The sequence below is a fragment of the Fusibacter sp. JL298sf-3 genome (assembly GCF_053842995.1).
This window is the reverse complement of sequence record NZ_CM132608.1, coordinates 78,315-102,045: the sequence shown is the minus strand read 5'-3', so window position 1 is coordinate 102,045 and position 23,731 is coordinate 78,315. Positions and strand designations below refer to the sequence as shown.

Sequence of the window (23,731 nt, the reverse complement as noted above, 5' to 3'; positions counted from 1 at the left end):
AGTTCTATTAATCTTCTTTTGTTAATGCGTTCGCAATAAATGAACCCGCCGAAACCACCAGAGACGCCCTAATCGCCGTAGAGAAATCAACTGCATGGACACCACTGACTATATCACTTATCAGAGTCAGTAAGAAACCATTGATGATAAATATAAACAGCCCTAACGTCAATAGCGTAATCGGTAACGCCAACACCTTTAAAATCGGTTTTAATATAGCGTTGAGGACGCCTAAAACCAAAGCGGCAAAAAAGGCCGCTTGCCAATCCACAACTTGAAAACCAGCTATCCAATTTCCCGCCAGTAAAAAAGATGCTGTTGTTACAAGTATACGAATGATTGCTTTTTTCATAGTTCACCTCTCTAGTCACTATAATACCACTGTTTTAAGTGCTTTTGCATTACTATTTGATTAAATTTCCTTTAGAATTAGCCCATACATCAACAGATAAAAGCGCGAAAAAAGCGCGGTTTCCCGCGCCCAAAATTCTTTGTATCGACTGTCGACAGTTGCCCTACAAGAAAATATACTGATGCGAAGCGTAAGCCGCATGCAGCTGAGGGTCCAAACTTTCAATAATCGACTCTGCATCGGTCCAAAACACAGAGGTTTTTTCTTCATCTAAAAAAGCATCGTGCTCTTTAAACTGCGACATATCGACGGCGTACAGTTTACATACCGTGTTGGTATGGCGATCTGCGCCGCATATACCTAGGTATTGGAGTTCGTCGGCGATAACCTGAACCCCTATGACGTCTTTTAATCTTTCTATTAGCAGCGCTTCCAGTTCAGTTTCAGAACCGTACACCGCAATGCCGCAAATGTCTACAGAAGCGTCCCAGCCGGGCAACCAATTGCGCTCTAAAAGGTACTCTTTTTTACCGCGATGTTTCCTATAAGGCAAAATCAACGCCATAGAACCGTACTCAGATGCCATGTCGGCATAGGCGTAGGAAATGCCATCCTTTTCAATAATTTTCTTAGAATAATTGTCCATATATTTGCCCTCCTTACTCTACTTATACCACAACACAGCAATTTTAAATAAAAATTTAACGTCCTACAACTTTACGGTACTTTGATTTCACTGCCCCCCTGTGCGGCGACAATAAGGATTTTCTTATCAATGCGCGCTTTTAGTTCTGCAACATGAGAGATAATCCCCACGACTTTTCCGTTTTGCTTCAGATCCAAGAGACAGTTGATGGCTTGATCTAAAGACTCTTGATCGAGGGTTCCAAACCCCTCGTCTACGAAGAGTGTCTCCAACTGTACGCCGCCGGAATAACTCTGTACCACATCGGACAGCCCCAGCGCCAAGGACAACGACGCCTTGAACATCTCGCCACCTGAGAGCGTTTTGACCGAACGGCCGCGTCCGGTGTAGAAGTCGAAAACCTCCAAGTCGAGGCCACTCCCCACACGCTTATCTACGACGACTTCACTTCGATAGAGTTCATATCGCCCTTCAGTCATTTTAGACAGCCGCTGGTTGGCCGCTGCGACAATGTCGTCGAGCAAGTAGCCGAGGACAAAGCGCTCAAAAGTCAAATTATGTGCGTTCTGCCCTTTGGCCACACGGCTGACTTTGCCTATTACTTCGTACTCGGCATATGCCGATGCCGATGCTCTATCCAGGGCTTCCAACTGTGTCTGTACACTTACAATCTCACTTTTTGACTGTTCTACGCCCTTTAGCTGTTCAAATAGTGCCGTGCGTTTTTCTCGAGTAGCCTTTAACGCCTGTTCCAATGCATCGCTGTCTACAGACACTGTGGGATCCAGCCATTCCTTAACCGCTTCTACGCGTTTCTCGACTTGATCACAGCGTGTCGCATAGCCCTCAACTTCGGTTTTATACGCTTCATATGTTTCTTCAGCCATCTTGCTGTCCTTATAGGCCTCATACGATTCAAATGCCGATGCCTCAAGTGCCTCTAAAAACACCTGCGCCTTTTCACTGAAGTCCTTTTCTGCCGTTTCCAATTGTTTCTTCCAAATCTCTAACCGTCCGGTCTCATCTGAAATCTTTTCTCGAGTCGACTGGACCGATGCCGTCAGTTCTCGTCGTGTGTTCTCTTCTTTTAAAACCGTCGCCGTCAACCCTTGTATTGTCGCTTGCGCAGCAGTCACCCCCATGAACTCTTCAGGAACTTGGTCGAGTAGCGCCGCACGCTGTCCTTTCATCGCCGATACCTCGTCGCGTTTCAGAGCCAGTGCATTTCGCATGCCCTCAATTTGAACTTTCGTATCGCGAACCGTCTCGCGCATCGACTTCTGCTCCTTTAAAAGACGTGCTTTTTCATCGGCTTCTGATTGATGTCTTTTCAGTAGAGCTTCCAAAACGTCTAACGCCTGTGCCACACCAATGGCTTCATCGGCGGCTACGGCTCGATAAGACGAGGACTTCCTTTCCTTTGGAAGCGCTGCTCCAGCAGCCTTTAAAAGCCCTTCTAAAGTACCATAAAGCCCTTGTGCTTCAGCAACCTTTTTCTGTAGAACAGCTTCTTTCTCTCTGAGGTTTGAGCGTTCAACTTCCAAGGCTTCAGCCAATGCTTCAAGCGTTTGTTTTTCAACAAACACCTCCGGCTCCTGCGCTTTTAAAGGATGTGCCGTCGACCCGCATACCGGACACGACGCGCCTTCTGTTAGTTCTAGACTAAGTGCGTACGCCTGACCCAAGTGATAGTGCATCTGTTGCGTCTTATAGTGTGCGGACTGTCTGTCAACCACTACACGTATTTTCTCCACCTCGGCTTTGTAGCCGACTGCCTCAGCTTCAAAACGTTGCAACGCATCGAGGCGCTCCGACACCTCTTCCAGCCGCTCTCGAATCGCCCTTGTTTGATTTAACTCACTCCGAACCCGGTCTGTCTTAGCTCCTGTATCCCCTAACTGCTCAATGCGCTGCGACATAGCCTCAATCTGCTGTTCGTTCTTTTTAATCACTTCTTCAAGGCTTTCCAGCTTAGACTGTTCATCGTCGAGCAAACGCGAGAGATCCGTCATCTGTTTTCCGAGTTTTACAGCGCGTTGATAGCAGTCAATCGCTTCTTCAAGCGTTCTAATAGACGCTTTTCTCTGTTCTATCCGCTCCTGTGCTTCTTCAGAAATAGCCGTCTCATAAGCGGGTTCTATTTTTTTTAAAGCTTCTCGTTGGGTGTTCAGTAAAGCTTCAGAAGCCTCTTTAGAAGCCGCCAACTCGCGGCGCTTGTTTTTAGCTTGTCTAGACGCGCTCTCAAACTCTAGGAGCGGTCGTGCTTCATCTGCGCGCCTTAGAGCGTTTTTCAACTCCTCTACAGTTCCGCGCCGCTCAAAAAGCACTTTTCGCTCCTCTTCCAGCGCTTTTAACTTACGCCTGTATTCAAGCTGTTCTTTTGCCTTTTCCAGTTGCTTAAATTGGACGTCGTAAGCGCTGTCCACATCAGATAGTGCCGTATTCAACTCTGTAATACGCGCTTCGATATGCTTTAACACCTGCTCTAAATAACGATTTCGATCTTCCACCGTAAGTGTCTCAGACGTCAACGACGCTTTATGTTCCGGAGACAAGCCGCTCATCAACAGCGCTTGTTTTTGTTCTATAGACTTTATAGTCTCTTCTACGGTCTTAGCCTTCTCTGCAAAAGCTTCTCTTATATGCCTGTAGAGCTGTGTTCTGAAGAGACTGCCCAGGACTTCTTCGCGCTCCTTGCTCGACGCTGTGAGCATCTCTCTAAACGCCCCTTGCGGAATCATCATAATCTGTCGAAATTGATCGACATCTACACCTAGAATTTCAATCATTTTCGCATCGACTTTCTGCACTCCAGACAAAACTTGCTCCGGCTCTGTAGCCTCTAACGCATCGAAGATAAGCAGTTCGGCAGTTGCAGGTTTCTCAGTAAAGCCCTCTCCCCTCGACTTGGGACGCATTTGCTTAGGCATACGTGTAATTTCATAGCGCTTGTTCCGAAGGGAAAAATGAAAAACAACCGAAGTGGCTGTCGACGCTTCGGCAAAATGACTTCTCAAGTGTTCCTGTTGGCGGTAGGCGCCACTTGTATGGCCGTACAGCGCCACGCTGATGGCATCGAACAAAGTCGTCTTTCCCGCACCTGTTGCCCCTGAAATAAGAAATATGCCTGCGGCATTTAAAGTGTCAAACGACACTTTTTCTGTTTTGGCGTAGGGACCGAAGGCCGAAAGTTCCAAATAAAGCGGCTTCATAGTACACGCTCCTTCTTTATCGTCTCCTCGACTACCGATTTTGCAAAAGTTTCTTGGGCGTCAGATAGCGGTGTATCTGTCACGTGTTCAAAAAAGGCTTCAAACAGTTCGTAGGGACTGTGTTTTTTATAAGCGATGGATTGCTGTGTAGATGGTCTTGCTACTTTTGTGGCATACTCCAGCTTTAAAAGGTTGGGGTAGACCCTACGCAAACGTGCAACAGGATCGTATACAGCGCCTTCATCGGTTAATACAACGCGTAAATAGTCCTCGCGACACCCGAGTTTGTACACGTCTTCAGACAACAAGTGCCGAATGTCGCCCTGAATGGTACGCAAGTCCCGTGGCGGTGTGAAACGTATTTTTTCAACTGTCGGGGCGCCGGCGGACGGCAATGTAACTTCCAAAAGACCTTTCTCATGACGGTCTTCGGAAAAAGAGTACTTCATTAGAGAGCCCGCGTAACGAATGTGTGGGGCCCCCACTTGCTGCGCCTTGTGAAGATGGCCCAGCGCCACATAGTCAAATCCGGCCACTGTAGAAGCATCGACGTAATCCAACCCGCCTACTGAAAGCGGTCGCTCTGAATCCGACATCTCCGGTGCCACATTGCCGAGAAATAAGCCGTGGGCCATGAGTATTTGACGCTTGGAGCTGTCTGAGCGCGTCTGAATGACTTTTACAAGTGCTTCAAAACAGTCCGCTTGCGTCTGTATGCTCTCGTCGTCGAAAAAATAGCGCGCTGTCAGCGGTTCTACATAAGGGATGGCGAAAACCTCTACAGACGGCCCTAACTCAATCGGCTCCAAAGCCTCAGCGAGAGAGGTCACCACATAGAGTCCCTGCGACTTTAAGAGTTCGCTGCCAAAGCCAAGGCGTTCAGCACTGTCGTGGTTGCCCGAAGTCATAACGACCGGAATTTCTAAATCGCTGACGGCAACTTTAAGAAACCGGTTGAGTACGGCAACAGCCTCTACAGGTGGGATGGTTCGGTCGTAAATATCTCCTGAAATAAGAAGTGCGTCGGGCTTTGTTTTAGCGAGGTATTCTGCCAACTGTTCTAATAGGACATTCTGATCTTCTGTCATATGCAAGCCACAGACCAGTTTGCCAATATGCCAATCTGACGTGTGTATAAATTTCATTAAATCACCTCCCAACTCTTTTTCACCGTGAGCGCTCTAAACGCGTGATGATGGTCCACTGCTTTCGAAAAGGCACTAACGTAGCGCACAACCGCTTCAGCGTCTTCTGGCCGATGTTGCGCCAACTGATAGGCCATGATTGCCGCACGCACCACGCACCACCGAAGGGCTTCTTCATAAGTTTCACCGCCAGTGAACGGAAACACCGATTGAAAAAAATCGTTTTCAAAATAGCGTCTGTACACAAAGGTGTAAGCATCGCTTTCGAGGCACTCAATAAAATTGGTCATTTCCAGAGAGGCCTCACTTTTTAAATAACCTTCATAGCGTGTCCCAGCAAGTTTTCGGTCACTTTTTAAACGCGCTGTACACCATGCACCTAAGGTGTACAGTGTTTCAAAATCGATGTCCCCTGTCGACCGTCGGCCGTCTAAAGCCGTCACTTCCGTCCAGAGAGCATTGAGTCCTTCTACCAGCGACGCGCAATGTCCCATCACGTCCATACACTTTTGACGCGTGGTTTTTACAGCCTTTAACGCCCCTTTGGCTTTCCGACCGTCGTGACGCACTGTGTAAAAAGGCGCGCCTTTCCCCGATGCGCTGTACCCTTCATAGAGAATTAGTCGCGCCGCTTCAGGACACGACGGGGATAAGGCGCACTCGGCGATCCCGTCTATTTTATTGTAAATTCGAGGATAGGATTTGCAGACATTTGAAAGCGCCTGTTCTCCCAGCGCTTTCTGTATATGGCAAAGATTTTCTTCGTTTAAAAATGGACAGCGCTTATTTTTTAAAAGTTCCACCGCCGCGTAATCCACCTCAGGGTCATAATAAGCGGCCTTAACATAAAGATAGCGCTCTACAATAGGCGCTATCTCACTATTTTTTTCTTTTGTATAACGTCTGTACGACGCTTTGTCTATGTCGACGTCCCATCCGATACAACAGTTGTCGTAACAGGCGGAACCGATACAATGAAATGTTGGTTTACTCAAAAGCCCTCCTTTGCTCACGACGACATCGCCGTATAATAATGCTCCAAATCAAAACCGTGATTGGTTACCGACGCAATGGCGCGATTGAATACTTGACTCTCTGCAAGAGATACTTCTAAGGACTCGCAGTTCAACGTCTTAATCCAGTTGAAAAAATCATCCACGACGCCGCCACTGCTCTCGTTGAGCTGCTCGACATTGTCCTTCACCAACTCGATAATCAGCCCTTCGCCACTTTTCGACTTAATGTGATGCATTTGCTCTGAAATGACCTTTGGCGCACGCTTAATAGAGGCGTTAAACTCGTGAAGATAAAAATAAAGCCCGTAGTTGTGGAGCTTGCCGTTGCACACATCGATAAACAACAGGTCTTTGTCGATGCCGCTGGAAGTAAGTCCCATGTGTTTGAGCACCGTCATATCGTAGAATAGGCCTTCACATATTTTTCGGGAAGCCAAGGGCTTGAGGTACCCTGAGAAATTCTCCAGAACGCGAATAGGTTCAACACCTTTCTGCTTTTTTATCACCACATACCCGTGAGTTTGAGTCTCAAAACTGTCGACAATTATCGGCATGTCCAGTTTCAAAAACCCATTGTTTGAAAGGCGAATCGTCTCAATAGCGTCGACAAAAATCCGACGTTTCAGTTTTGTAATTTCGAGCATGACATACTGTTCAGAAACATACATAAACCCCAGTTCAATCAGCACCCGTTTGAGGTATTTAAATCGAACACATTTACCCGCTGCCGTCTTCAGTTCTATCGTGCGCTTCTTTTTGCTCCGCTTGTTGACCTTGGGCGCAGGCTCAGGCGACGCCTCGGGCTCAGGAGGCTTCGACTTTCGCCTACCGTTGAGCAACCGGTCTTTCTCATAAAATTTGTTTTCAGCAATCAATTTAAGGCCTTCATTATAAAGCGCGTTAATCTTAGACATCATGTAAAGGCCTTCCTTTGAAGCGTTGATGTCCGGATGCCATATCTTTGCAAGGGCTCGATACTCACTCTTTATGCCGCGCACAGTAAAAATGTCCGACGGCATATCGCAGTTCATTATAAAGTTCTTATCGCCAAATCTGTCTTTTTTCATAAAACTACCCAACTTCTAATCCATACTTCTAGTCGTTGATATTATATTACATATTACCTCTTTAATCAAACGTAAAATCGCCTGTTTCAAAGCAATTAACATGGACTTAAAAACGCCCCTCATTGCTTTTAAAAGAAAAAAACCGCATTCACGAGAACGCGGTTTTTTTCTTTATTTGGTAAGCTTTTCTGCTTTTAACTCAGCGCCGGCCTGATACAAAATAAAATAGGTCGGATTTTCACTTTGGTCGAAATCAATTTTGATATCGACGTCTTTGTTGACAAACGTCTTCTCGCCAACAGCATTTAGAGGTACTGCCCCCTGATTTTCACCTTGTAACATCAAGACGCCATCTTCGACAAATATCTCGATTTTTAAGATGTCCGGGATGTTGTACACGCCTTCAAATGCCTTTAATGCAGAGGCTTCAAGGTCGATGACTGTATCTTTTTCCATCTCTACAGCCTCGCCGTTGAGAATTTTAATAAGGTTGTTTTTAATCCCCTCTAAGTTTGCGTAGCCTTTATTCGAGAGAATCAAAACATGTGTGTCCATATCTTCATAGTACGTATTCAGCGAAGTGTATCCCACAGTATTCCCACCATGGCCGACTTCAAGACCATACGGTGTCTCTACGAAAAACAGGCCGTAACCGTAGTTATACGGCGACACGGGCTCTTGCCCTTTCATAACCGCCAATGAAGTATCAGAAATCAATGTTGCGTTGTACAGCGCCTCATTCCATTTGAGGATATCTTCTGTGGACGAAGCGATGTAACCGGCACCCTCCGCAATGTTGAGGAGCATTTTATCCAGTACTTCGGACGTCTCCACATCGCCATGAAGGCTGCCAAGTGTCGTCATATTCTTAGTGTCGCCATCGTAGGCTGGATACGTATCGAGCATGACGTTTGGCACGTAGACCATCTCGTTTAAATACCCGTAAAGCGTCTTATCCGTGAGGCTCTCTACGACCTTACCCAGCAAATAGTATCCCGTGTTGCAGTAAGACCAATTCGTTCCCGGTTCAAACAAGAGCGGTTTTTCCGCCGCTGCCTTGTAAATATCTTCTACTGTCTCATATTCAAAGGATTCTGTATAGTTGTAAAGACCAGATGTATGCGTCAACAACTGATGTAAAGTGATTTTATCGCCATAAGGTGCATTTGGAATGTACTTGTCCACCGTGTCTTGAAAATCGAGCATGCCCTTTTCTTCCAGCTGAATCACAGCGAGGGCTGTCATCTGTTTCGTCATGGAACCGATGGCATAGGTGTCCAGTACCGATGCCTTTTCACCAGTCTTCAAACTGCTCTCTCCGTACGCGCGGTGGACGAGGACTCTATCGTCTTTTGAAATCAACACTTGGCCGCTTAAATTGCCGTACAAGGACTCAAAGGCGAGGTATTCTAAAAGAGCTTTCTTCGTCTCCTCTTCCGCATTGGTCAAAGCCATTTCAAGCGACTGCGGAATAACGGAAGCTTCAATGCCCGATTCTACAAATGCCACATTGGCATTGAAGACATCTCTCGCAAATGGTTCTGAAATGTAGCTGACATTGTCCCTGAGGGCAATGGTGTACGACTCCGGCATTTCAACACCGTCTTTGTAAAGTTTTTGATCTTCATAAGACCAAATGTAAGTTCCCGATTCAAATGTACAAGTGATCTCTTTGGTTTTGCCGTCCCATTCCGTTTTTCCGCCAAGGGCTTCTACGACAGTTCTCAGTGGTTGTTCAGCGCCGTTCTCTTGGGCAAATGCGGTCAATGACCCGCCGGCGATTAACGCCGTCGCCAGAAACACGCTGAAACATTTCTTAAATGAATGCATGGTTACCTCCCTTTTTTGAAACATGTGTTGACATGATCGTCGACCATGCCGACTGCTTGCATATATGCATAAATAATGGTGGGCCCTACAAAGCGCATGCCGCGCTTTTTTAAATCTTTCGACAGCGCTTCTGAAAGCGCCGTAGTAGCCGGCACATCATCTATGGTCTCATAGTGATTAATAATGGGGGTATCGTCTACAAATCCCCACAAGTAAGCCGAAAACGACCCATACGCCTCCTGAATTTCGAGAAAGACCTTGGCGTTGCTCACTGCGGAGCGCACTTTGAGGCGATTGCGCACAATACCGGGGTCTTGAAGCAAAGCCGCCACTTTCTCTTCGCTGTAAGAGGCGACGACCGACGGATCAAAGTCGTCAAAAGCGCGACGATAAGTCTCTCGCTTTTTTAAAATGGTCTCAAAAGAAAGACCTGCTTGAGCGCCTTCTAGTATCAACATCTCAAAGAGCTTTCTATCGTCTCTAACCGGAACTCCCCACTCTTCGTCGTGGTATTTTACATAAAGGGGATTGTCTGGGTTCACCCAAGCGCACCGTTCCATAGCGCCTCCTTTTCGTCATGCTGTATTTTTAATTCTATCTACTATAGTTTACCCTAAATTTATAAAAAAATTCTTAACATTCAATTAACCCTTGGAGAGAACTGATTAGGCAACCAAGTAGTAAAAGGCGCTGGCTATTTGCTCTGATTTTCAGCGTACCGTGTAAAAGTGGTCATAATTGCGTTCTATCGCATCGTATAGCACCTCGTTACAGCCCGCGACGATGTTTTTTGAGAATTTACAGCATATCGAGATGTATGAGTTCGTCGCGCTCTTATGCCTTTAGCGCCCCTAAGTCGTGAAGCGATGCCGCCACCACAGTATTTTTAAGAAGCTGTCCGCTCAGCCCCATCTCTCTTGCAATGTGGTAACTCATGACGGCGACGCGCCGGTGGTGATTTTTCAGCAGTACATTTAAAAGGTCAAATGCCTCCGTCAAGGCCATTATGACACTTCCATAAGTCATATGCAACATGTTGCTCCCTCCTTCATAGCATGATAACATTTACAATATACCTTTTTTCTTATAGGTTAAACGCGGCAATTGATGGGGTATAATAAAAGTGATATAAGGAGGTGCGTATGCAACCAATATTAGAATTTAACAATTTGACCAAGTACTACGGCAAAGCGAGGGGGATTAAAAACGTCAACCTCGCCGTCAACGAAGGCGAGATTTTCGGGTTTATTGGACCGAACGGCGCCGGCAAATCCACGACAATTCGCTTGATGATGGGACTCATTTTCCCAACGAGCGGCTCTTGTCACGTTTTCGGCAAAGATTGTATAAAGTACGGCCCTGAAGTCCGAAAGGACGTTGGGTATTTGCCGTCGGAAGTTTTCTATTACGAAAAAATGAAAGTCCGCGAGCTCCTAACCTACAGTGCGAGCTTTTATAAAAAAGACTGTCGTGCGCGCCTCAGAGAGTTGGCCGACACCATGGAGCTCGATCTCGACCGCCGCATAGAAGACCTTTCCTACGGCAACAAGAAAAAAGTGGGGATCGTACAAGGGCTCTTACACGAACCGAAACTCATCGTACTCGATGAACCCACAAGCGGTCTCGACCCCTTGATGCAAAAAAAATTCTTCGATATTATCCAGCAGGAAAATAAAAAAGGCGCCACCATTTTCTTTTCCTCTCATATTCTTTCTGAAGTTCAGGAACTCTGCAACCGCGTCGCCATCATCAAAGAGGGGGAAATCATTCGAACGGACGATATCAAAACACTTCGTGAGAACAACTATAAAAAAGTAAGGCTCACTGGTGCGGGTTTTGAGTGGAATCAGCTAGAAAAAGACACTGTCACTCAGAAAATTGAAGAAGACGGGAAAATTAAATTCTATTACAACGGGGATATGAATGCCCTAATGCACATGATAAGCAGAGCAAAAGTAGAAGATGTGCTCATTGAAGACCCGACACTGGAAGAAATCTTTATGCACTACTACGCGTAAGGGGGACCGCTATGACTGTATTTAAGCAAGAACTTAAAATGAAGCGCACGTCCATTGCCATTTGGTGTGTCGTCTTGTTGCTACTCACGCTCCTGTTTATGGCACTCTACCCCTCTTTCAGCAATGAAACCGAAGCCGTCGATAAACTTTTGGAAAACTATCCCGAGGCACTTCTAAAAGCATTTGGTATGAGTACGGGACTCCCCCTTTCCTCTGTTCTCGGTTATTACGCATTTGTCTTTACCTTTTTGCAGCTTTGTCTCGCCATTCAGGCATCCAACTACGGGTTTGGCATCTTGTCTATTGAAGAACGCGAGTTTACCGCCGACTTTCTAATGTCCAAGCCCGTCAGTCGAAGTCATTTGCTTTTATCAAAGCTCTTTGCCGGGTTGACGAGTTTGTTCATCACCCATATCGCCTTTTGGGGCATTACCTTTCTGTCACTGGAGTTGTTCAACGACGGCAACAGCTACGATGCTCAAAAAATCGCCATACTACTTGGGGGTACTGCTATTTTTCAAATGTTTTTCTTCGTCGTGCCACTGGCCATTTCCATGCTCGTCAAGCGCGTTCGAAGTGTTATAGCGTATTCAATGGCTTTCAGTTTCGGCCTGTATATTCTCAACGCATTGCGCGCCATTATCGGCGGCGATTTGCTCGGCTACCTAACGCCCTACTACCACTTTGACGGCGCAACGGTGCTCACTGCGGGGAAATTGGATTTCAGTTTGACGTTTATCAGCGTCCTCGCCATTGTCCTCAGCTTTTTCGTCGCCATGGAGCGCTATACGAAAAAAGACATTCCCTCATTGTAGAAAGGTGGTCAATTATGCGAATTGTAATAAGAGAGCTCAAAGCACACCTTAAAGGCACCTTAATTTGGTGCGGTGTTATCGTGCTGATTATCGTCATGATGATGTCGGAATTCTCCGCCTACTACAACAACCCGGAGATGGCGGATATCCTGGAGATGATGCCGCAAGCCCTTATGGATGCCTTTGCACTCAACGGCTCTAACCTGACGACACTCGAAGGCTTTGTCAGCATAGCCAGTCTTTATTTCTACATTCTGGCGGGGGCTTTTGCCATTATGCTCGGCAGCAGCCTGTTGTCTAAGGAAGAACGCGATAAGACAGCGGAGTTCTTTATGACGTTGCCCATATCGCGTGAGACCATACTCGCCGGAAAAACTGTTGCAGGGCTGTTGCACTGTTTGATTTTTCTAGCCGTGACAATGGGGACGCTGATAATTGCGTCACTGCGCTATTCACCTGACGCCACCTTTTTTGACTTTATGGGGCTCACGGCATTGGCGCTCTTCCTCATAGAAGTGCTCTTTCTCTCCATTGGTTTCTTCGTAGCTGCGGCGCTTAAACGCTATAAAAAATCGGGCATGGTTTCAGTGGCTATTGTGCTCGGCACCTACTTTATCAGCATGGTGGTCAACATCAGCGATAAACTGGATGTGCTAAAATATGTAACGCCGTTTAAGTACTTCGAGTCTGCCGACATTCTCCGCAACATGTCGCTGGATTCCATGTACCTCGGCATCTCCATAGCCGTAACGCTCGTCGCCGCTGCCGGAACATTTTTCATCTACCCAAAACGCGATCTAATGCTGTAATCCTGAATCGTCTGACTCTTGCAAAAACATATAGTCAGACGATTTTTCGTATGATATAATTAGACACACGAATTAAAAAGGAGGTCCTCATATGGAACAAATCTTTAAAATAGCCCGAGAACTTACCGAAAGACAAACCCACTACAGCAAGCTCTCGTGGGTACAGTACACCGTTGGTTTCGACCTCGGAATCGAAGACGCTTACAAAGCCATGCTAGAAGTCATCGAAAACAAATCGTATTTTGAAACCGTCAAAGCCCAACTTAAGGCACCGCTATCCCCTGAAGACAAACGGCGCGTAGAGTTGCTTTACAAGGCATTTGAGCCGTTTCATCTCAGCGACGACATCAACGCTTTAAAACAGAAGATTACACAGAAAACCAACGAGCTCTCAATGGTTCTCAACACCCACCGCGTACAATTTGAAGGCCAGCCAATTTCCAGTGTTGATTTGGCGCAAATCCTTGCAAAAGACGACGACAGAGAGCGACGAAAAGCAGCGTATATGGCGAAAAATCAAGTCAATCAAGCCCTAGTAGATGCGGGTTTTTTAGAGCTCATCGCCCTTCGCAAAGACTTGGCGAAACGCATGGGAAAAGAAAGCTTCGTTGCACTGCAACTGGAAGAAGACGAACTCGAGCCGTCTCTTTTTGCCTCTTGGAAAGACGATGTCGCCGCAATGCGACCGCAAATGAAAGCACTGCGCACAGCATACGCTAAAAAGTACCTAGACGACGACACTGTTATGCCTTGGGACGAGAGCTACATCACTTCGAAACTGGCCCCACCTCTAAAAGAAAAAGTAGACATGACCGCCTATTACTCAGTTCTCAAAAATTTCTTTGAAAAATTCGGCATCGACATCAGCACAATGAACATTACTTACGATGTCTTTTCCAGAGCCAATAAATCGGAATGGGGGTATAATTTTACCATTGAGACCGGTAAAGACTCTCGTATTCTCGCCAATGTTAAAGACCGCTACAACGAGTACGGCGTTCTATTGCACGAAACGGGGCACGCCGTTCACTCCTTTATGTCCAATCCTGAAGAAATACTGCTCAACCTAGGCATAAGTGGCATCATCTCAGAAGGTATTGCCAATCTTTTCGGCGGTTTTTTAACCGATCCTCTCTTTTACTCGGATTTCTTTGAAGCTTCCGATGTAGAGGCCGCGTTTAAAGACCTCAAAGAATGGCAAAAAATAAATAGTTTTAGAGCTATACATCGGATTTTCTTCGACCAACAGCTCTATTTAAACGATCTTCAGTCGCACGACGACATTGAAGCGCTCTACTGGTCACTCTATAAAGACCTCTTTGGCGAAGCACCTTTCTGTGAGAACCCACCATGGGCGTTTCTCATTCACCACACAACCCACCCCATCTACTTACACAACTACTTTATGGGAGACGTGACTTGTGCCATGCTCAAAGAAGTTTTTGCCGAGCAGCATGGCGAAGACGCACTAAAAAAAGACCCTAAGGCCTTTGGTGACTTTCTCTATGAAAACGTCATTAAACCTTCCGGTCGACGTCCATACCCCGAACTGTTTGAAGCCATTAGCGGCAAACCGTTCACTTTAAAATATCTAATGAAATAAGACTTGACCTCATATCTTACAGGGAAAGGCTTGTTAATTAAATGAAAAAAGGCGCCAAAGTTCAACGGCTTTGGCGCCTTTATCTATGTTCAGTTTAACGAGAGACGACCCTGTTGCGCCCCGTTTCCTTTGCCGCATAGAGTGCCTCATCGGCTTTTTGGATGAGCATTTCAAGCGTATCGTCCGTTTCATAAACAGCGACACCGATGCTCACCGTCATGGCGTCGTCAGGCACCGCTGGCAAAAAAGCCGTACGTTCGACAGACGTTTTAAACTCGGTAGCCATCTTTACCGCCTCTGCTTTGCTAACCCCCGTCGACAAGACCACAAATTCCTCTCCGCCAAATCGACCTACGATATGTCCGTCTCTATAAAAGGTCCGCAGCATTTGTCCCAACTTTTTGAGAACCGCATCCCCTTCAAGGTGCCCATAGGTGTCGTTAATCCGCTTAAAAAAGTCGATATCCAGCATCATAAGCGCTCCGGCTCCCCTCGCATTCAACTGTGCACTGCCTTTTGTCATAAAGGCACGTCGGTTATTCAAATCCGTTAAGACATCTGTTTCTGACTGATACTCCAGCTTCTTTTGCACTTTGATTTTATCGCTTACATCGTCGATTAATAAAATGCGTCCAATGCACAAGTCGTTCTGATCTCGAATAGAGCGTTTACTTATATCCCAGTATCGATTTGTCCCCTTTAGGTTATAAAGTACAATGCTTTGTTCAGATTTCAGCTGTTGATAGAGCTCGAGGCAATCTTCACATAGAACTGCCAACGGCGCCTGAGCCAACTCAATACCATGCAGCTTAAAAAAAGCCACCGCTTTGAGATTGTAATCGACAAGACGCCCGTTTCTATTTTCAACAAGTACAGCATTGGGACTGTTTTCAAAGATTTCAGCACGCGCCAGTGAACGCATCTCTAAGAAATTGTTTTTAATAACGGCAAATGCAATCGCAGCCACCACCCACGGTAAAATAAAGACGCTGTAATCCAGTGACAAGCCATAGGGATTCCAGATTTGAAGAACTAGCCCCATTACAGGTAAAACACTAGCTACCAACAGATGTCGGAACATCTTTCGATGCCCCGGCGTGCTCTTGTAGTACACGCGGTAGAAAACGGCGACAATTGCAAATGTCGTCAACAAAATATAGCCCGACTGAACCAAATACCAAGGGCCTTTCTCAGTTTTGAGCACCGTGAGGCCAAAGCGTTCTACCAACTCATACGATTTGTAATACAAGTGATGTACCGGATTGGTCATTCTCATAAAGAAGGTCACCACCGGCACTGCGTATAGCCACAGGGCGGTCTTTAGTGTCACTTTTTCAAATACGCCGGCATAAACAAGTGCCAGCATCAACCATGTAGCGTTGAGAAACGGCAGCGCCAGATATTCAAATCGGCTCCAAAACATAACATCTTCAATCGTTCTGCTGTGGAGCTCCATCATATAACCAAATGTATAAATACTGATAAAGCAAGCGAGAGCAGCCATTAGATTTGAATAAATCGATTTGCCGTTGGCGATTAAGTACATAAGCAAATACAAGGTGACGACAATCCCTGCAAAAAAGTACAGGGTAATCCCATTTAACAGCATGCAAGCCTCCAAAATTAATGCGCATAAACTTTTTACACTTAGAAAAAAAGGTCGCACTATGGCAGACCTTCAAAATGTATTTCCTACCGATTTTCATGTTGCTCAACAGTTTGTGCTGTTGATAAAATCATCGCATAACACTGCGAAACGCCTATATCGCCAACTTGTCTGACAGTGATTTCATCGCGTCGAGCGTCTCAGACATCAAACGCTCCATATCCCAATCAAGTGCTTCCGCCCCTTTGATGATGACGTCACGAGAACAGCCTGCAGCAAAGGATTTGTCTTTGAATTTCTTCTTTACAGATTTCACCGTCATATCCGAAACGCTCTTCGAAGGGCGCATAAGAGCCGCCGCTCCTATAATTCCCGTGAGTTCATCTACAGCAAACAAGATTTTCTCCATCATCTTTTCAGGTTTGACCTCTGAACCGGTCATACCGTAGCCATGGCTGATTGTCGACTGTATGACAGAGGTGTCGATGTCGTGTTCGCGCATAAGCGCTACTTGTTTCACACAGTGTTCCTCCGGATAGAGTTCAAAGTCCAAATCGTGAAGCAAGCCGACGACTTCCCAGAATTCGACGTTTTTGGGATCGTGCTTTTCCGAAAAATACCGCATCACCCCTGCCACGACTTCGCCGTGTAAAATATGAAAAGGTTCTTTGTTATATGTTTTCAACAACTCTAAGGCCTGACTGTAATTGGGTATATAAGCCATCTCGCTCTCCTTTCAACTCGCGGTTACACCTGTCCTTTAATTATATGCTTAAACGGAAAGCTTGTCGACGATTATATGAGATTATCCTCTGGATTTTTTTCTCTAAACCCTTTTGAAATAAGCACAATCGCCAGTGTCAGCTCAAAAAAAGCCGTGGGCATATTGAGGATAAAATAAGTGGGCGAAACGATGTTGATCGCTCCAAAAGTCAAAAGCCAAGTCGATACAAAAGTCAGCACATTTCCAAAGATGCCCCATACAGCTAAACCACCGGCGATGCGCTTGGCTTTTAAGAAGTAGCTGTACAGCAACACGGCACTTATACTCCACGGCAATATCATCGCAACGTGGTTGGTCCAGTCCCGTCCTCTTCTAATGAGTTCCCCGACGAAACGCACATTCGGCTCAAGTGCTTGTTCGCTGACAAACAGCAACATCAAAAGTGCTATGGAACCGAGGTACAAAACAGTGGCCGCGATGCCTCTAAGCAGGAGGATACCTGTGGCAAGCGTCTTGTTGTAACGCTTTATCATCGGATGGAGCACAGCGGCTTTTGCGACGTAAACTGTCGCCATGGCAAATTGACAAACCACTGCAAAAAAGACCTGTGGCTTTTTTCGAGGCAAAACAGATAAATAGTTGGGTTTTTCCAGCGCAGGCACTGATGAAAATATGCCGAAAACAATGGCACTCAGCAGCAATAGGCCATAGAGGGTACCGACTTTACGATTCTCTTTCATACCGGGCGCCTTCCTCTTCAGGCCTCTGTTGACTGCTTTTTAAAAAGGCTTCAAAAGCCGATGCGCCTTCTTTATCCCACCACCTGTCGTAGAGCTTTTCACTAGGGTCACACACCTCCGCAGTAGCCGCCTTTGAACTTCGAGACTTACGATTGCCGCTGCTGGAATCGCTCCCTATCCCACCAAATAAAATTCTGGCGAGAATGAGAATCCCGACACTTTGTCCGTAGCCGATGGTTTTCAGTCCAAAAATTTCCGGTATCAAGGCGTTCCATAACATATAGACCACAAAACCGAAGGCGCCTACGACAAATGCACCCAGCATGAGCATACCGACGACTTTTACAATTAAATGCGCTTGAAAAACGCTCCGTTTATTTCTTTTCATATGTCCCCTCCTCCATGTACACTTCCAATAGATCATACAACTTTTTCTTGGCTCTGCTCTTACGTGAAAGCAATGTCCCCAGTTTTTCACCGGTTTCCGCCATCAAGGCTTCGTAGCTGCGCCCCTTAAATTCTGTTTCAACGAGGATGTACCGCGATTTTTCATCTAGAGCTGCTAGCGCTTTGAAAAGCAACTGTTGTCTTTCTAAGCGCAACACATCGTCCTCAGGTGTCAATTGCTGTACCTCTTTGTCATCTAAACCGTATACCAAGCGACTGTTCTTTTTAAAGTGATCTACAGCGCCGTTGTGTAAAGCGGTGTTCATATAAGCCGACAAATGCCGAATGCTCAGCGTGTCTGCATCCTTATAGAGCAACTTCACTATAGTCTGCTGAACGATGTCTTCGGCATCGTATGTGCTCAGTGTATGAAAACGCTCGATGAGATAGCGTTGAAAAAATCTGTAGTTTTTTTCTAAGAACTCCCCGAGCCTTTCTTTCGTCATCGACATCCCCCCTCCCTATAGTTATACCGAATGCGCGCGCTTTTATGCTCTATAGACGATTGACGCGCTAAAATATTGCATAAAAAAACACTTGAATACAAAAATGTAGCCAAGTGTTCTAAAACCTCATTTAATCGCCGTCTTCGAGACAACCGCTCTCCGCCAAAGTCTTAAACCAACGTGCACTGCACTTAGGGTGGCGCTCAAAAGTCTGCAAATCTTTTTCATAGAGCCCATAGCGATTTTTATAAGCGTTGAGCCACGACCAGTTGTCGACAAAAGTCCAGACGTGGTAGCCAAAGCAATTAGCCCCTGCTTCTATCGCGTTGTAAAGTTGGTCGAGATGTGCTTTGTAAAAGTCGATTCGATACGTATCGACCACACCCTCTCCTGATTTGAAGCGCGCTTCATCTTCAACCCCCATGCCGTTCTCAGATACATACCACGGGATGTTGCCATAGTGATCTCTTATATCAATGGCAATATCGTAAAGCCCTTTCGGATAGATTTCCCATCCTCTATAGGGGTTGATAACGGCCTCCGGCCATTGGTAAGGCGTAAAGTATTTAGCAAATCCCCGGTTAAAATCACTCACCCCGTCACCGGCGGCAACGCGGCGGGGATGGTAGTAATTGACGCCTAAAAAATCCACTGGAAATCCCGCAAACGTCTCCGCCAAGTCTTCTGGGCACTCGGGTAGATGGCCTTCTTGTCTAAGCACTTCCACACAAATTTCAGGCACGCGTCCTTTTACCGCAACATCTAAAAAGAAACGGTTAAAGAAGCCGTCGGCGACTTTTGCCGCGTAAACATCCTCAGGTGTCGCAACCCTCGGGTATGTCGGCGTCAAGTTCAAAACAATGCCGATGGTACCGGCACATGAGAGCGTTCGAAATGCTTTGACAGCCGCTTTATGCGCCAAAGCCGTGTGGATGGCAGCTTGTACCGCTTGCCGCATATCCTTTACTCCCGGAAGATGGTAAGTGTTCAAATACCCCATCTCCACCGGTACAATAGGCTCGTTAAACGTCACCCATCGGTGCACCACATCGCCAAAACGCTGAAAACACGTGGCCGCATAGCGTTCAAACATGGACACACTCTCCGGATGTGTCCATCCGCCACGGGCATAGAGCCAACTCGGCGTGTCAAAATGAAACAACCCTACAATCGGTTCGATGCCATAACAACGCATGGTCTGAAAGACCTCTCGGTAAAAAGCAACGGCTTCTTCACAGACTGCTAGACCATCCGGCATAAGACGCGCCCAAGAAATAGACGTTCTAAAGGAGTTGAACCCCGTCGCCTGCATTGTCTCAATATCTTCTCTAAAACGCCTATTAAAATCCGCTCCAGCTTTCGGGCCAACACCGCCGAAAAAACGTTCGGGCTCTTGCGCATGCCACATGTCCCAAACGGTATGCACCGGTTGTCCTTTTAAATCGGCACCTTCATACTGCGGCGCCGATGCCGCCGCCCCCCATAAAAAGTCCTTTGGAAATTGTTTCATCTCACACCGCCTTTCGTCATTTGACGTCTTTTGGACGCGCCAACTTTAGAGCCCCTAGTGCGCCGTTCAGCATTTGAAACGACACCTTCACATCGGGATTCCATCGGCGCACGCTCTCTTGCAGCGCGCTGACAAAAGCGTCGTTGTTGACAAAGATGCTGCCGTTCAGCACCAACTCGAACGAGGTGCTGTTCATTTTCCGGGCCAGCGCCTGTATCGATTTAAGCAATTCGCCCTCTGCTTCGTCTACGATGTGCTTTGCAACGGCATCGCCTTCTCGAGCCGCACGAAACACCAATGGCGTCAGCGCCGATATCATGGTCCGTCCCAGTGTGTAGTTGGTAAAATAATTGACCAATTCTTCAATAGATCTTGCGTTCACACGGTTGTAAAACCAAGCTTTTAAAACCGTTTCAGGGCCTCTCATTTCAGCGGCATTAATGGCGGCGACGATGCCCTTCTTGGCAATCTCGTATCCACTCCCCGGGTCGCCTATGGCAATGCCCCAACCCCCCACGGTATGACACTGTCCGTCGACATCGTAACCGTATAAAATAGACCCTGTACCCGCCAAGAGTATGGCTCTATTTTTCAACGCGCCACTAGATGCCAAGCGCACCACTGCATCGTTACAAACGTACAAATGCCCCGTGAAACCGAGCCGCCTAAAGATTTCTTTAAACATGACCCGATCGGCACCTGCGTGCACACCGCCGCCGCCAAAACAAATGCCGCCGACAGCTTCTAGTTCTATGTCCGCTTCAAGCATAAGCACTTGAAGGGCCTTCTCAATTTCGCGTTGCGTTGCTTCTACGCCGTAAACATGGTAGTTCATAGGGCCAACTTCTATGGAATGCATTACTTTGCTGATGTCTTGGCTCAAATAGGCAACTGATTTGTGTAAGCCACCTTCTATTCCCACATAGTACATCTTCCACCTCTTCATTGATTTTCTATTATTATAGCACAGTGTCCCTATCACTTCTTAGGTTTATATAAGAGAAAAAGCGCGTTCATTTGAATGCGCTTTTGCTTAACTGTGATGTCGTCTTCACCCCAACGGGCGGTGACTTTGACGCTAAAGTCCTTTGCGCCGACGCGCGCAGATAAACCGCAAATCCGTTGGGAGAACACACTTTTTCTCTATTCAAGGGGTCAAAGGGACGCTTGCGCCCCCTCTATCTCAATAGGGTTACCCTATTCAGAATCGTCAATTGATTTTAATACAAATTTCTGCCAAGGTCTAATCGTAGCAGCCAAAGGCAAATCTTCAGAAACAACTTTGCCGATGACACTGATTTTACCATTGTTCGGCCGATCTTTCAAGGCAATATGCAGTTCGCCTGCATAGCGACCGTAGGCGTCGCTGTCTACCAACACGTCTCCAACAGTGATTTCACAAGCGTTAAAAAGGGGTAGCGCGTACTGTTCCGCCAACGTGCGAGACGCTGTGGCGCGCACCACTCGATCGGACAAATCGCCGCGCCTAAAATGTCCGTCGAAGAGCGCCACTGCACGCAGCCCCTCCGGCAGCTCTTTTTCTAACTGCACCCTGAGTTCCGGTCTGTTGCGTTCGATGTCTCCAAGGGCTTTGAGTTCGGCGTCGCTGGCAAAACAATTGGCCACGATGACTTCGTCGATGAGCTGTGTCTGAAACAACGCTTTGGCCTGTACATCAATCGGCAGAAACCTATGATCTTCTAGCGTGCACAGCCCCTCTGACAACGGCCAAGGCCCCAATGTTGCCGATGGCGCGTTTACAAATGCGGCTGTTCGCAAACCATGTGTTTTAAATTGCTCGCAACAAGTTTTGAAAAAGGCTTCGCCTAGGCCGGTGCCTTCGTGTGGGTAAAAGTTGTGGCATCCTACCAGTTGAGCGCTGTTCGGCTGATGACAGAGAATCTGCTCCAACACCCGCGTCCCCCAGCTCATATTGAGTTCAATTTTAAGGCCGTAGGGGTTGTAGGTCATGTCGCTCTCTTCTTTTCCGCCAAAGCCCTCGTCTATGCGAAGACCGTGAACGCCAAGTGCATGAAACACACCGAGGTCTTCGTACGAGGCACCCAGCGCTTTAAAAACTGCGGGGTTGACGTCTACAATAATCTCGTATCCCAAAGTACGTGCTTTTTCAAAAATGCGCTTGTACTTAGCCAACGCCGATTGCCGATCCGCCACTGAGAGCAAACACGTAAACAACTTACTGAAGCCGTAGGCGGCGCCGCGTTCAAGATAAGTTATAATATCGGCTTCAGCACTGTGTTCAGGGTATATGGAAAGCCCTAACTTTCTCATGATGCCCCACCTTCAACCTTCTTTTGAAGCGCTTGCAGCTGCGCGATTTTAATAAACGGCAAGTAGATAACGACGCCTATGGCGATGTTGACCACTTGAAGCAACGCCCCCCTAATGGAAGCTGTGGCCAAGTACCCTGAAAAAATAGGCGGCATGGTCCACGGCACGATGGCAATGGTCTTAGGTACTAGACCACTGGCAATGGCAAAATACGTGGTAAACGTCAAGACAATTGGCGTTACAATAAATGGTATGATAAATACGGGGTTTAACACGATGGGCAGGCCAAACATCACCGGTTCGTTGATGTTAAACACCCCCGGCGCAGCGGCCAACTTGCCGATGTATTTGTGTTCCGGTTTTTTAGCGAAAGCGAGAAGCGCCAACACCAAACAAAATGTCGCGCCGGCACCGCCGATGTAGACAAAAGTTTCAAAGAACTGTAGCGTCACCACATTCGGTGCAGTAACCCCCGCCTGATAAGCGGCGAGATTGGCTTCAGATGCCGGTAAAAATAAGCTGCCCATTACCGGTGACAAAATATTCGCACCATGTAATCCGAAAGACCAGAGCAACGAGTTCAAAAAGACGAGAAATGCAGCCGCTCCAACAGTGTTGCTCAAACCGCTAAGCGGTCCTTGAATCCCGTCGTAGATCAACTGATGAATATCGGAAATGCCAAACTTCACTGTGATGACTTTTAAAAGTGCAAACAGAATAACCACTATAAACGACGGCAAAAGCGATGCAAACGATTTGGCCACTGCCGGCGGTACCCCTTCGGGCATTTTAATAAGCAGTCGCTTGTTCCCCATTAATCGATTAAACACTTCCGACGACACAAGCGATACGAAAATAGCGACAAAAAGTCCACGGGCACCCATCCACGATAGCGGCAACCCGCCGTCGACGACATTGGTCACGGCGAAAAGCGACACAATGGCCACCACAGCCGAGGCAATGCCGTTGTCATAGCGTTTGCCGTAATTGTACGCTACTGAAGCGGTGACAATCAGCGACAACATCCCAAAGGTCGCCGTCGATAAAAGCGTCCCAAACATTTGCCAATTTTCACCAAATGTACGCGCCATAAAATTTTGATACGGACACGTAGCCACATCTGATGAAAACTGCATGTAATTGATTAAAACCCCAAACGACCCCAGAATAATCAACGGCATAATCACGACAAAACCGTCTCTGATGGCGACGAGATGCTTTTGAGACCCGACTTTTGCAGCAATCGGCACAAAATACTTCTCCATCCAAGCGATAAACCCCTTCATATACGACCTCCACTCTTCTTATTTTTCTGTGTTCAAAATCGCGAATTGTTACACGGTTCAACAGTACTTACAAGCACTTTCATTTCAATAATACACGGTTACACTCAAAAAGTAAAGAAAAAAGCGCAATTTATGCGCTGAATTTCTTTTAGACTATTTTGTCAATT

General features: G+C 46.8%; 22 protein-coding genes. 4 read left to right on the top strand and 18 right to left on the bottom strand.

What is annotated here, in order from left to right; translation table 11 throughout:
• Nucleotides 1–7: 7 nt before the first annotated feature.
• The 9 genes from ACR6HW_RS00480 to ACR6HW_RS00440 form a co-directional block, all read right to left on the bottom strand.
• On the bottom strand, nt 8–352 hold the full coding sequence (locus ACR6HW_RS00480) for a phage holin family protein (protein ID WP_455729209.1): 345 nt from the start codon (nt 350–352) through the stop codon (nt 8–10).
• Nucleotides 353–515: 163 nt separating this feature from the next.
• Nucleotides 516–998, bottom strand: coding sequence for a hypothetical protein (locus tag ACR6HW_RS00475; RefSeq protein WP_455729208.1), 483 nt, complete (start codon nt 996–998; stop codon nt 516–518).
• 71 nt (nt 999–1,069) lie between these two features.
• Nucleotides 1,070–4,210 (bottom strand): AAA family ATPase, encoded by a 3,141-nt coding sequence (locus ACR6HW_RS00470; RefSeq protein ID WP_455729207.1) that lies wholly within the window; start codon nt 4,208–4,210, stop codon nt 1,070–1,072.
• Complete coding sequence (locus ACR6HW_RS00465; RefSeq protein ID WP_455729206.1) at nt 4,207–5,355, bottom strand: exonuclease SbcCD subunit D; 1,149 nt, start codon at nt 5,353–5,355, stop codon at nt 4,207–4,209. The genes ACR6HW_RS00470 and ACR6HW_RS00465 overlap by 4 nt, the downstream gene beginning before the upstream one ends.
• Entirely contained in the window at nt 5,355–6,350 is a 996-nt protein-coding gene (gene fliB / locus ACR6HW_RS00460) for a flagellin lysine-N-methylase (RefSeq protein ID WP_455729205.1), read from the bottom strand. Before fliB ends, ACR6HW_RS00465 begins: the two co-directional genes overlap by 1 nt.
• A gap of 14 nt (nt 6,351–6,364) precedes the next feature.
• Complete coding sequence (locus tag ACR6HW_RS00455) at nt 6,365–7,438, bottom strand: J domain-containing protein (RefSeq protein ID WP_455729204.1); 1,074 nt, start codon at nt 7,436–7,438, stop codon at nt 6,365–6,367.
• Nucleotides 7,439–7,609: 171 nt separating this feature from the next.
• A complete protein-coding gene (locus ACR6HW_RS00450) occupies nt 7,610–9,268 on the bottom strand; it encodes a serine hydrolase (RefSeq protein ID WP_455729203.1) in 1,659 nt (552 codons plus the stop codon).
• 2 nt (nt 9,269–9,270) lie between these two features.
• The gene (locus ACR6HW_RS00445; protein ID WP_455729202.1) at nt 9,271–9,828 is read right to left on the bottom strand and encodes a DNA-3-methyladenine glycosylase I; all 558 of its coding nucleotides are present in this window, start codon (nt 9,826–9,828) and stop codon (nt 9,271–9,273) included.
• 274 nt (nt 9,829–10,102) lie between these two features.
• Nucleotides 10,103–10,303: a hypothetical protein gene (locus ACR6HW_RS00440; RefSeq protein ID WP_455729201.1), complete on the bottom strand. Its 201-nt coding sequence runs from the start codon at nt 10,301–10,303 to the stop codon at nt 10,103–10,105.
• 107 nt (nt 10,304–10,410) lie between these two features.
• On the opposite strand from ACR6HW_RS00440, the gene ACR6HW_RS00435 reads away from it, so the two are divergent.
• The 4 genes from ACR6HW_RS00435 to ACR6HW_RS00420 all read left to right on the top strand — a co-directional run bounded on the left by ACR6HW_RS00435 (nt 10,411) and on the right by ACR6HW_RS00420 (nt 14,513).
• Nucleotides 10,411–11,286 carry an ABC transporter ATP-binding protein gene (locus ACR6HW_RS00435; RefSeq protein WP_455729200.1) on the top strand — a complete coding sequence of 292 codons (876 nt, stop codon included), beginning with the start codon at nt 10,411–10,413 and terminating at the stop codon, nt 11,284–11,286.
• An 11-nt stretch (nt 11,287–11,297) separates the two neighbouring features.
• Entirely contained in the window at nt 11,298–12,101 is an 804-nt protein-coding gene (locus ACR6HW_RS00430) for an ABC transporter permease subunit (protein WP_455729199.1), read from the top strand.
• Nucleotides 12,102–12,115: 14 nt separating this feature from the next.
• Nucleotides 12,116–12,910: an ABC transporter permease subunit gene (locus ACR6HW_RS00425; protein ID WP_455729198.1), complete on the top strand. Its 795-nt coding sequence runs from the start codon at nt 12,116–12,118 to the stop codon at nt 12,908–12,910.
• Nucleotides 12,911–13,001: 91 nt separating this feature from the next.
• Complete coding sequence (locus ACR6HW_RS00420) at nt 13,002–14,513, top strand: M3 family metallopeptidase (RefSeq protein WP_455729197.1); 1,512 nt, start codon at nt 13,002–13,004, stop codon at nt 14,511–14,513.
• Nucleotides 14,514–14,607: 94 nt separating this feature from the next.
• Here the strand turns inward: ACR6HW_RS00420 and ACR6HW_RS00415 are convergent, their stop codons facing one another.
• The 9 genes from ACR6HW_RS00415 to ACR6HW_RS00375 form a co-directional block, all read right to left on the bottom strand.
• Nucleotides 14,608–16,122, bottom strand: coding sequence for a histidine kinase N-terminal 7TM domain-containing diguanylate cyclase (locus tag ACR6HW_RS00415; RefSeq protein WP_455729196.1), 1,515 nt, complete (start codon nt 16,120–16,122; stop codon nt 14,608–14,610).
• Nucleotides 16,123–16,273: 151 nt separating this feature from the next.
• Nucleotides 16,274–16,843 carry a hydrolase gene (locus ACR6HW_RS00410; protein WP_455729195.1) on the bottom strand — a complete coding sequence of 190 codons (570 nt, stop codon included), beginning with the start codon at nt 16,841–16,843 and terminating at the stop codon, nt 16,274–16,276.
• A gap of 71 nt (nt 16,844–16,914) precedes the next feature.
• A complete protein-coding gene (locus ACR6HW_RS00405) occupies nt 16,915–17,583 on the bottom strand; it encodes a DUF4386 domain-containing protein (RefSeq protein ID WP_455729194.1) in 669 nt (222 codons plus the stop codon).
• Nucleotides 17,567–17,971: a hypothetical protein gene (locus ACR6HW_RS00400; protein ID WP_455729193.1), complete on the bottom strand. Its 405-nt coding sequence runs from the start codon at nt 17,969–17,971 to the stop codon at nt 17,567–17,569. The genes ACR6HW_RS00405 and ACR6HW_RS00400 overlap by 17 nt, the downstream gene beginning before the upstream one ends.
• On the bottom strand, nt 17,958–18,476 hold the full coding sequence (locus ACR6HW_RS00395; protein WP_455729192.1) for an RNA polymerase sigma factor: 519 nt from the start codon (nt 18,474–18,476) through the stop codon (nt 17,958–17,960). The genes ACR6HW_RS00400 and ACR6HW_RS00395 overlap by 14 nt, the downstream gene beginning before the upstream one ends.
• A gap of 130 nt (nt 18,477–18,606) precedes the next feature.
• Complete coding sequence (locus ACR6HW_RS00390) at nt 18,607–19,986, bottom strand: glycoside hydrolase family 1 protein (protein WP_455729191.1); 1,380 nt, start codon at nt 19,984–19,986, stop codon at nt 18,607–18,609.
• Nucleotides 19,987–20,002: 16 nt separating this feature from the next.
• Nucleotides 20,003–20,917, bottom strand: coding sequence for an N-acetylglucosamine kinase (locus ACR6HW_RS00385; protein WP_455729190.1), 915 nt, complete (start codon nt 20,915–20,917; stop codon nt 20,003–20,005).
• A gap of 266 nt (nt 20,918–21,183) precedes the next feature.
• Nucleotides 21,184–22,278 (bottom strand): DUF871 domain-containing protein, encoded by a 1,095-nt coding sequence (locus ACR6HW_RS00380; RefSeq protein WP_455729189.1) that lies wholly within the window; start codon nt 22,276–22,278, stop codon nt 21,184–21,186.
• Nucleotides 22,275–23,564 carry a PTS sugar transporter subunit IIC gene (locus tag ACR6HW_RS00375; protein ID WP_455729188.1) on the bottom strand — a complete coding sequence of 430 codons (1,290 nt, stop codon included), beginning with the start codon at nt 23,562–23,564 and terminating at the stop codon, nt 22,275–22,277. Before ACR6HW_RS00375 ends, ACR6HW_RS00380 begins: the two co-directional genes overlap by 4 nt.
• Nucleotides 23,565–23,731: the final 167 nt, after the last annotated feature.

Coding starts and splice junctions, on each gene's coding strand:
- ACR6HW_RS00480 (WP_455729209.1), bottom strand. CDS start 352: ATGAAAAAAGCAATCATTCGTATACTTGTAACAACAGCATCTTTTTTA.
- ACR6HW_RS00475 (WP_455729208.1), bottom strand. CDS start 998: ATGGACAATTATTCTAAGAAAATTATTGAAAAGGATGGCATTTCCTAC.
- ACR6HW_RS00470 (WP_455729207.1), bottom strand. CDS start 4,210: ATGAAGCCGCTTTATTTGGAACTTTCGGCCTTCGGTCCCTACGCCAAA.
- ACR6HW_RS00465 (WP_455729206.1), bottom strand. CDS start 5,355: ATGAAATTTATACACACGTCAGATTGGCATATTGGCAAACTGGTCTGT.
- ACR6HW_RS00455 (WP_455729204.1), bottom strand. CDS start 7,438: ATGAAAAAAGACAGATTTGGCGATAAGAACTTTATAATGAACTGCGAT.
- ACR6HW_RS00450 (WP_455729203.1), bottom strand. CDS start 9,268: ATGCATTCATTTAAGAAATGTTTCAGCGTGTTTCTGGCGACGGCGTTA.
- ACR6HW_RS00445 (WP_455729202.1), bottom strand. CDS start 9,828: ATGGAACGGTGCGCTTGGGTGAACCCAGACAATCCCCTTTATGTAAAA.
- ACR6HW_RS00440 (WP_455729201.1), bottom strand. CDS start 10,303: ATGTTGCATATGACTTATGGAAGTGTCATAATGGCCTTGACGGAGGCA.
- ACR6HW_RS00435 (WP_455729200.1), top strand. CDS start 10,411: ATGCAACCAATATTAGAATTTAACAATTTGACCAAGTACTACGGCAAA.
- ACR6HW_RS00430 (WP_455729199.1), top strand. CDS start 11,298: ATGACTGTATTTAAGCAAGAACTTAAAATGAAGCGCACGTCCATTGCC.
- ACR6HW_RS00425 (WP_455729198.1), top strand. CDS start 12,116: ATGCGAATTGTAATAAGAGAGCTCAAAGCACACCTTAAAGGCACCTTA.
- ACR6HW_RS00420 (WP_455729197.1), top strand. CDS start 13,002: ATGGAACAAATCTTTAAAATAGCCCGAGAACTTACCGAAAGACAAACC.
- ACR6HW_RS00415 (WP_455729196.1), bottom strand. CDS start 16,122: ATGCTGTTAAATGGGATTACCCTGTACTTTTTTGCAGGGATTGTCGTC.
- ACR6HW_RS00410 (WP_455729195.1), bottom strand. CDS start 16,843: ATGGCTTATATACCCAATTACAGTCAGGCCTTAGAGTTGTTGAAAACA.
- ACR6HW_RS00405 (WP_455729194.1), bottom strand. CDS start 17,583: ATGAAAGAGAATCGTAAAGTCGGTACCCTCTATGGCCTATTGCTGCTG.
- ACR6HW_RS00400 (WP_455729193.1), bottom strand. CDS start 17,971: ATGAAAAGAAATAAACGGAGCGTTTTTCAAGCGCATTTAATTGTAAAA.
- ACR6HW_RS00395 (WP_455729192.1), bottom strand. CDS start 18,476: ATGACGAAAGAAAGGCTCGGGGAGTTCTTAGAAAAAAACTACAGATTT.
- ACR6HW_RS00390 (WP_455729191.1), bottom strand. CDS start 19,986: ATGAAACAATTTCCAAAGGACTTTTTATGGGGGGCGGCGGCATCGGCG.
- ACR6HW_RS00385 (WP_455729190.1), bottom strand. CDS start 20,917: ATGTACTATGTGGGAATAGAAGGTGGCTTACACAAATCAGTTGCCTAT.
- ACR6HW_RS00380 (WP_455729189.1), bottom strand. CDS start 22,278: ATGAGAAAGTTAGGGCTTTCCATATACCCTGAACACAGTGCTGAAGCC.
- ACR6HW_RS00375 (WP_455729188.1), bottom strand. CDS start 23,564: ATGAAGGGGTTTATCGCTTGGATGGAGAAGTATTTTGTGCCGATTGCT.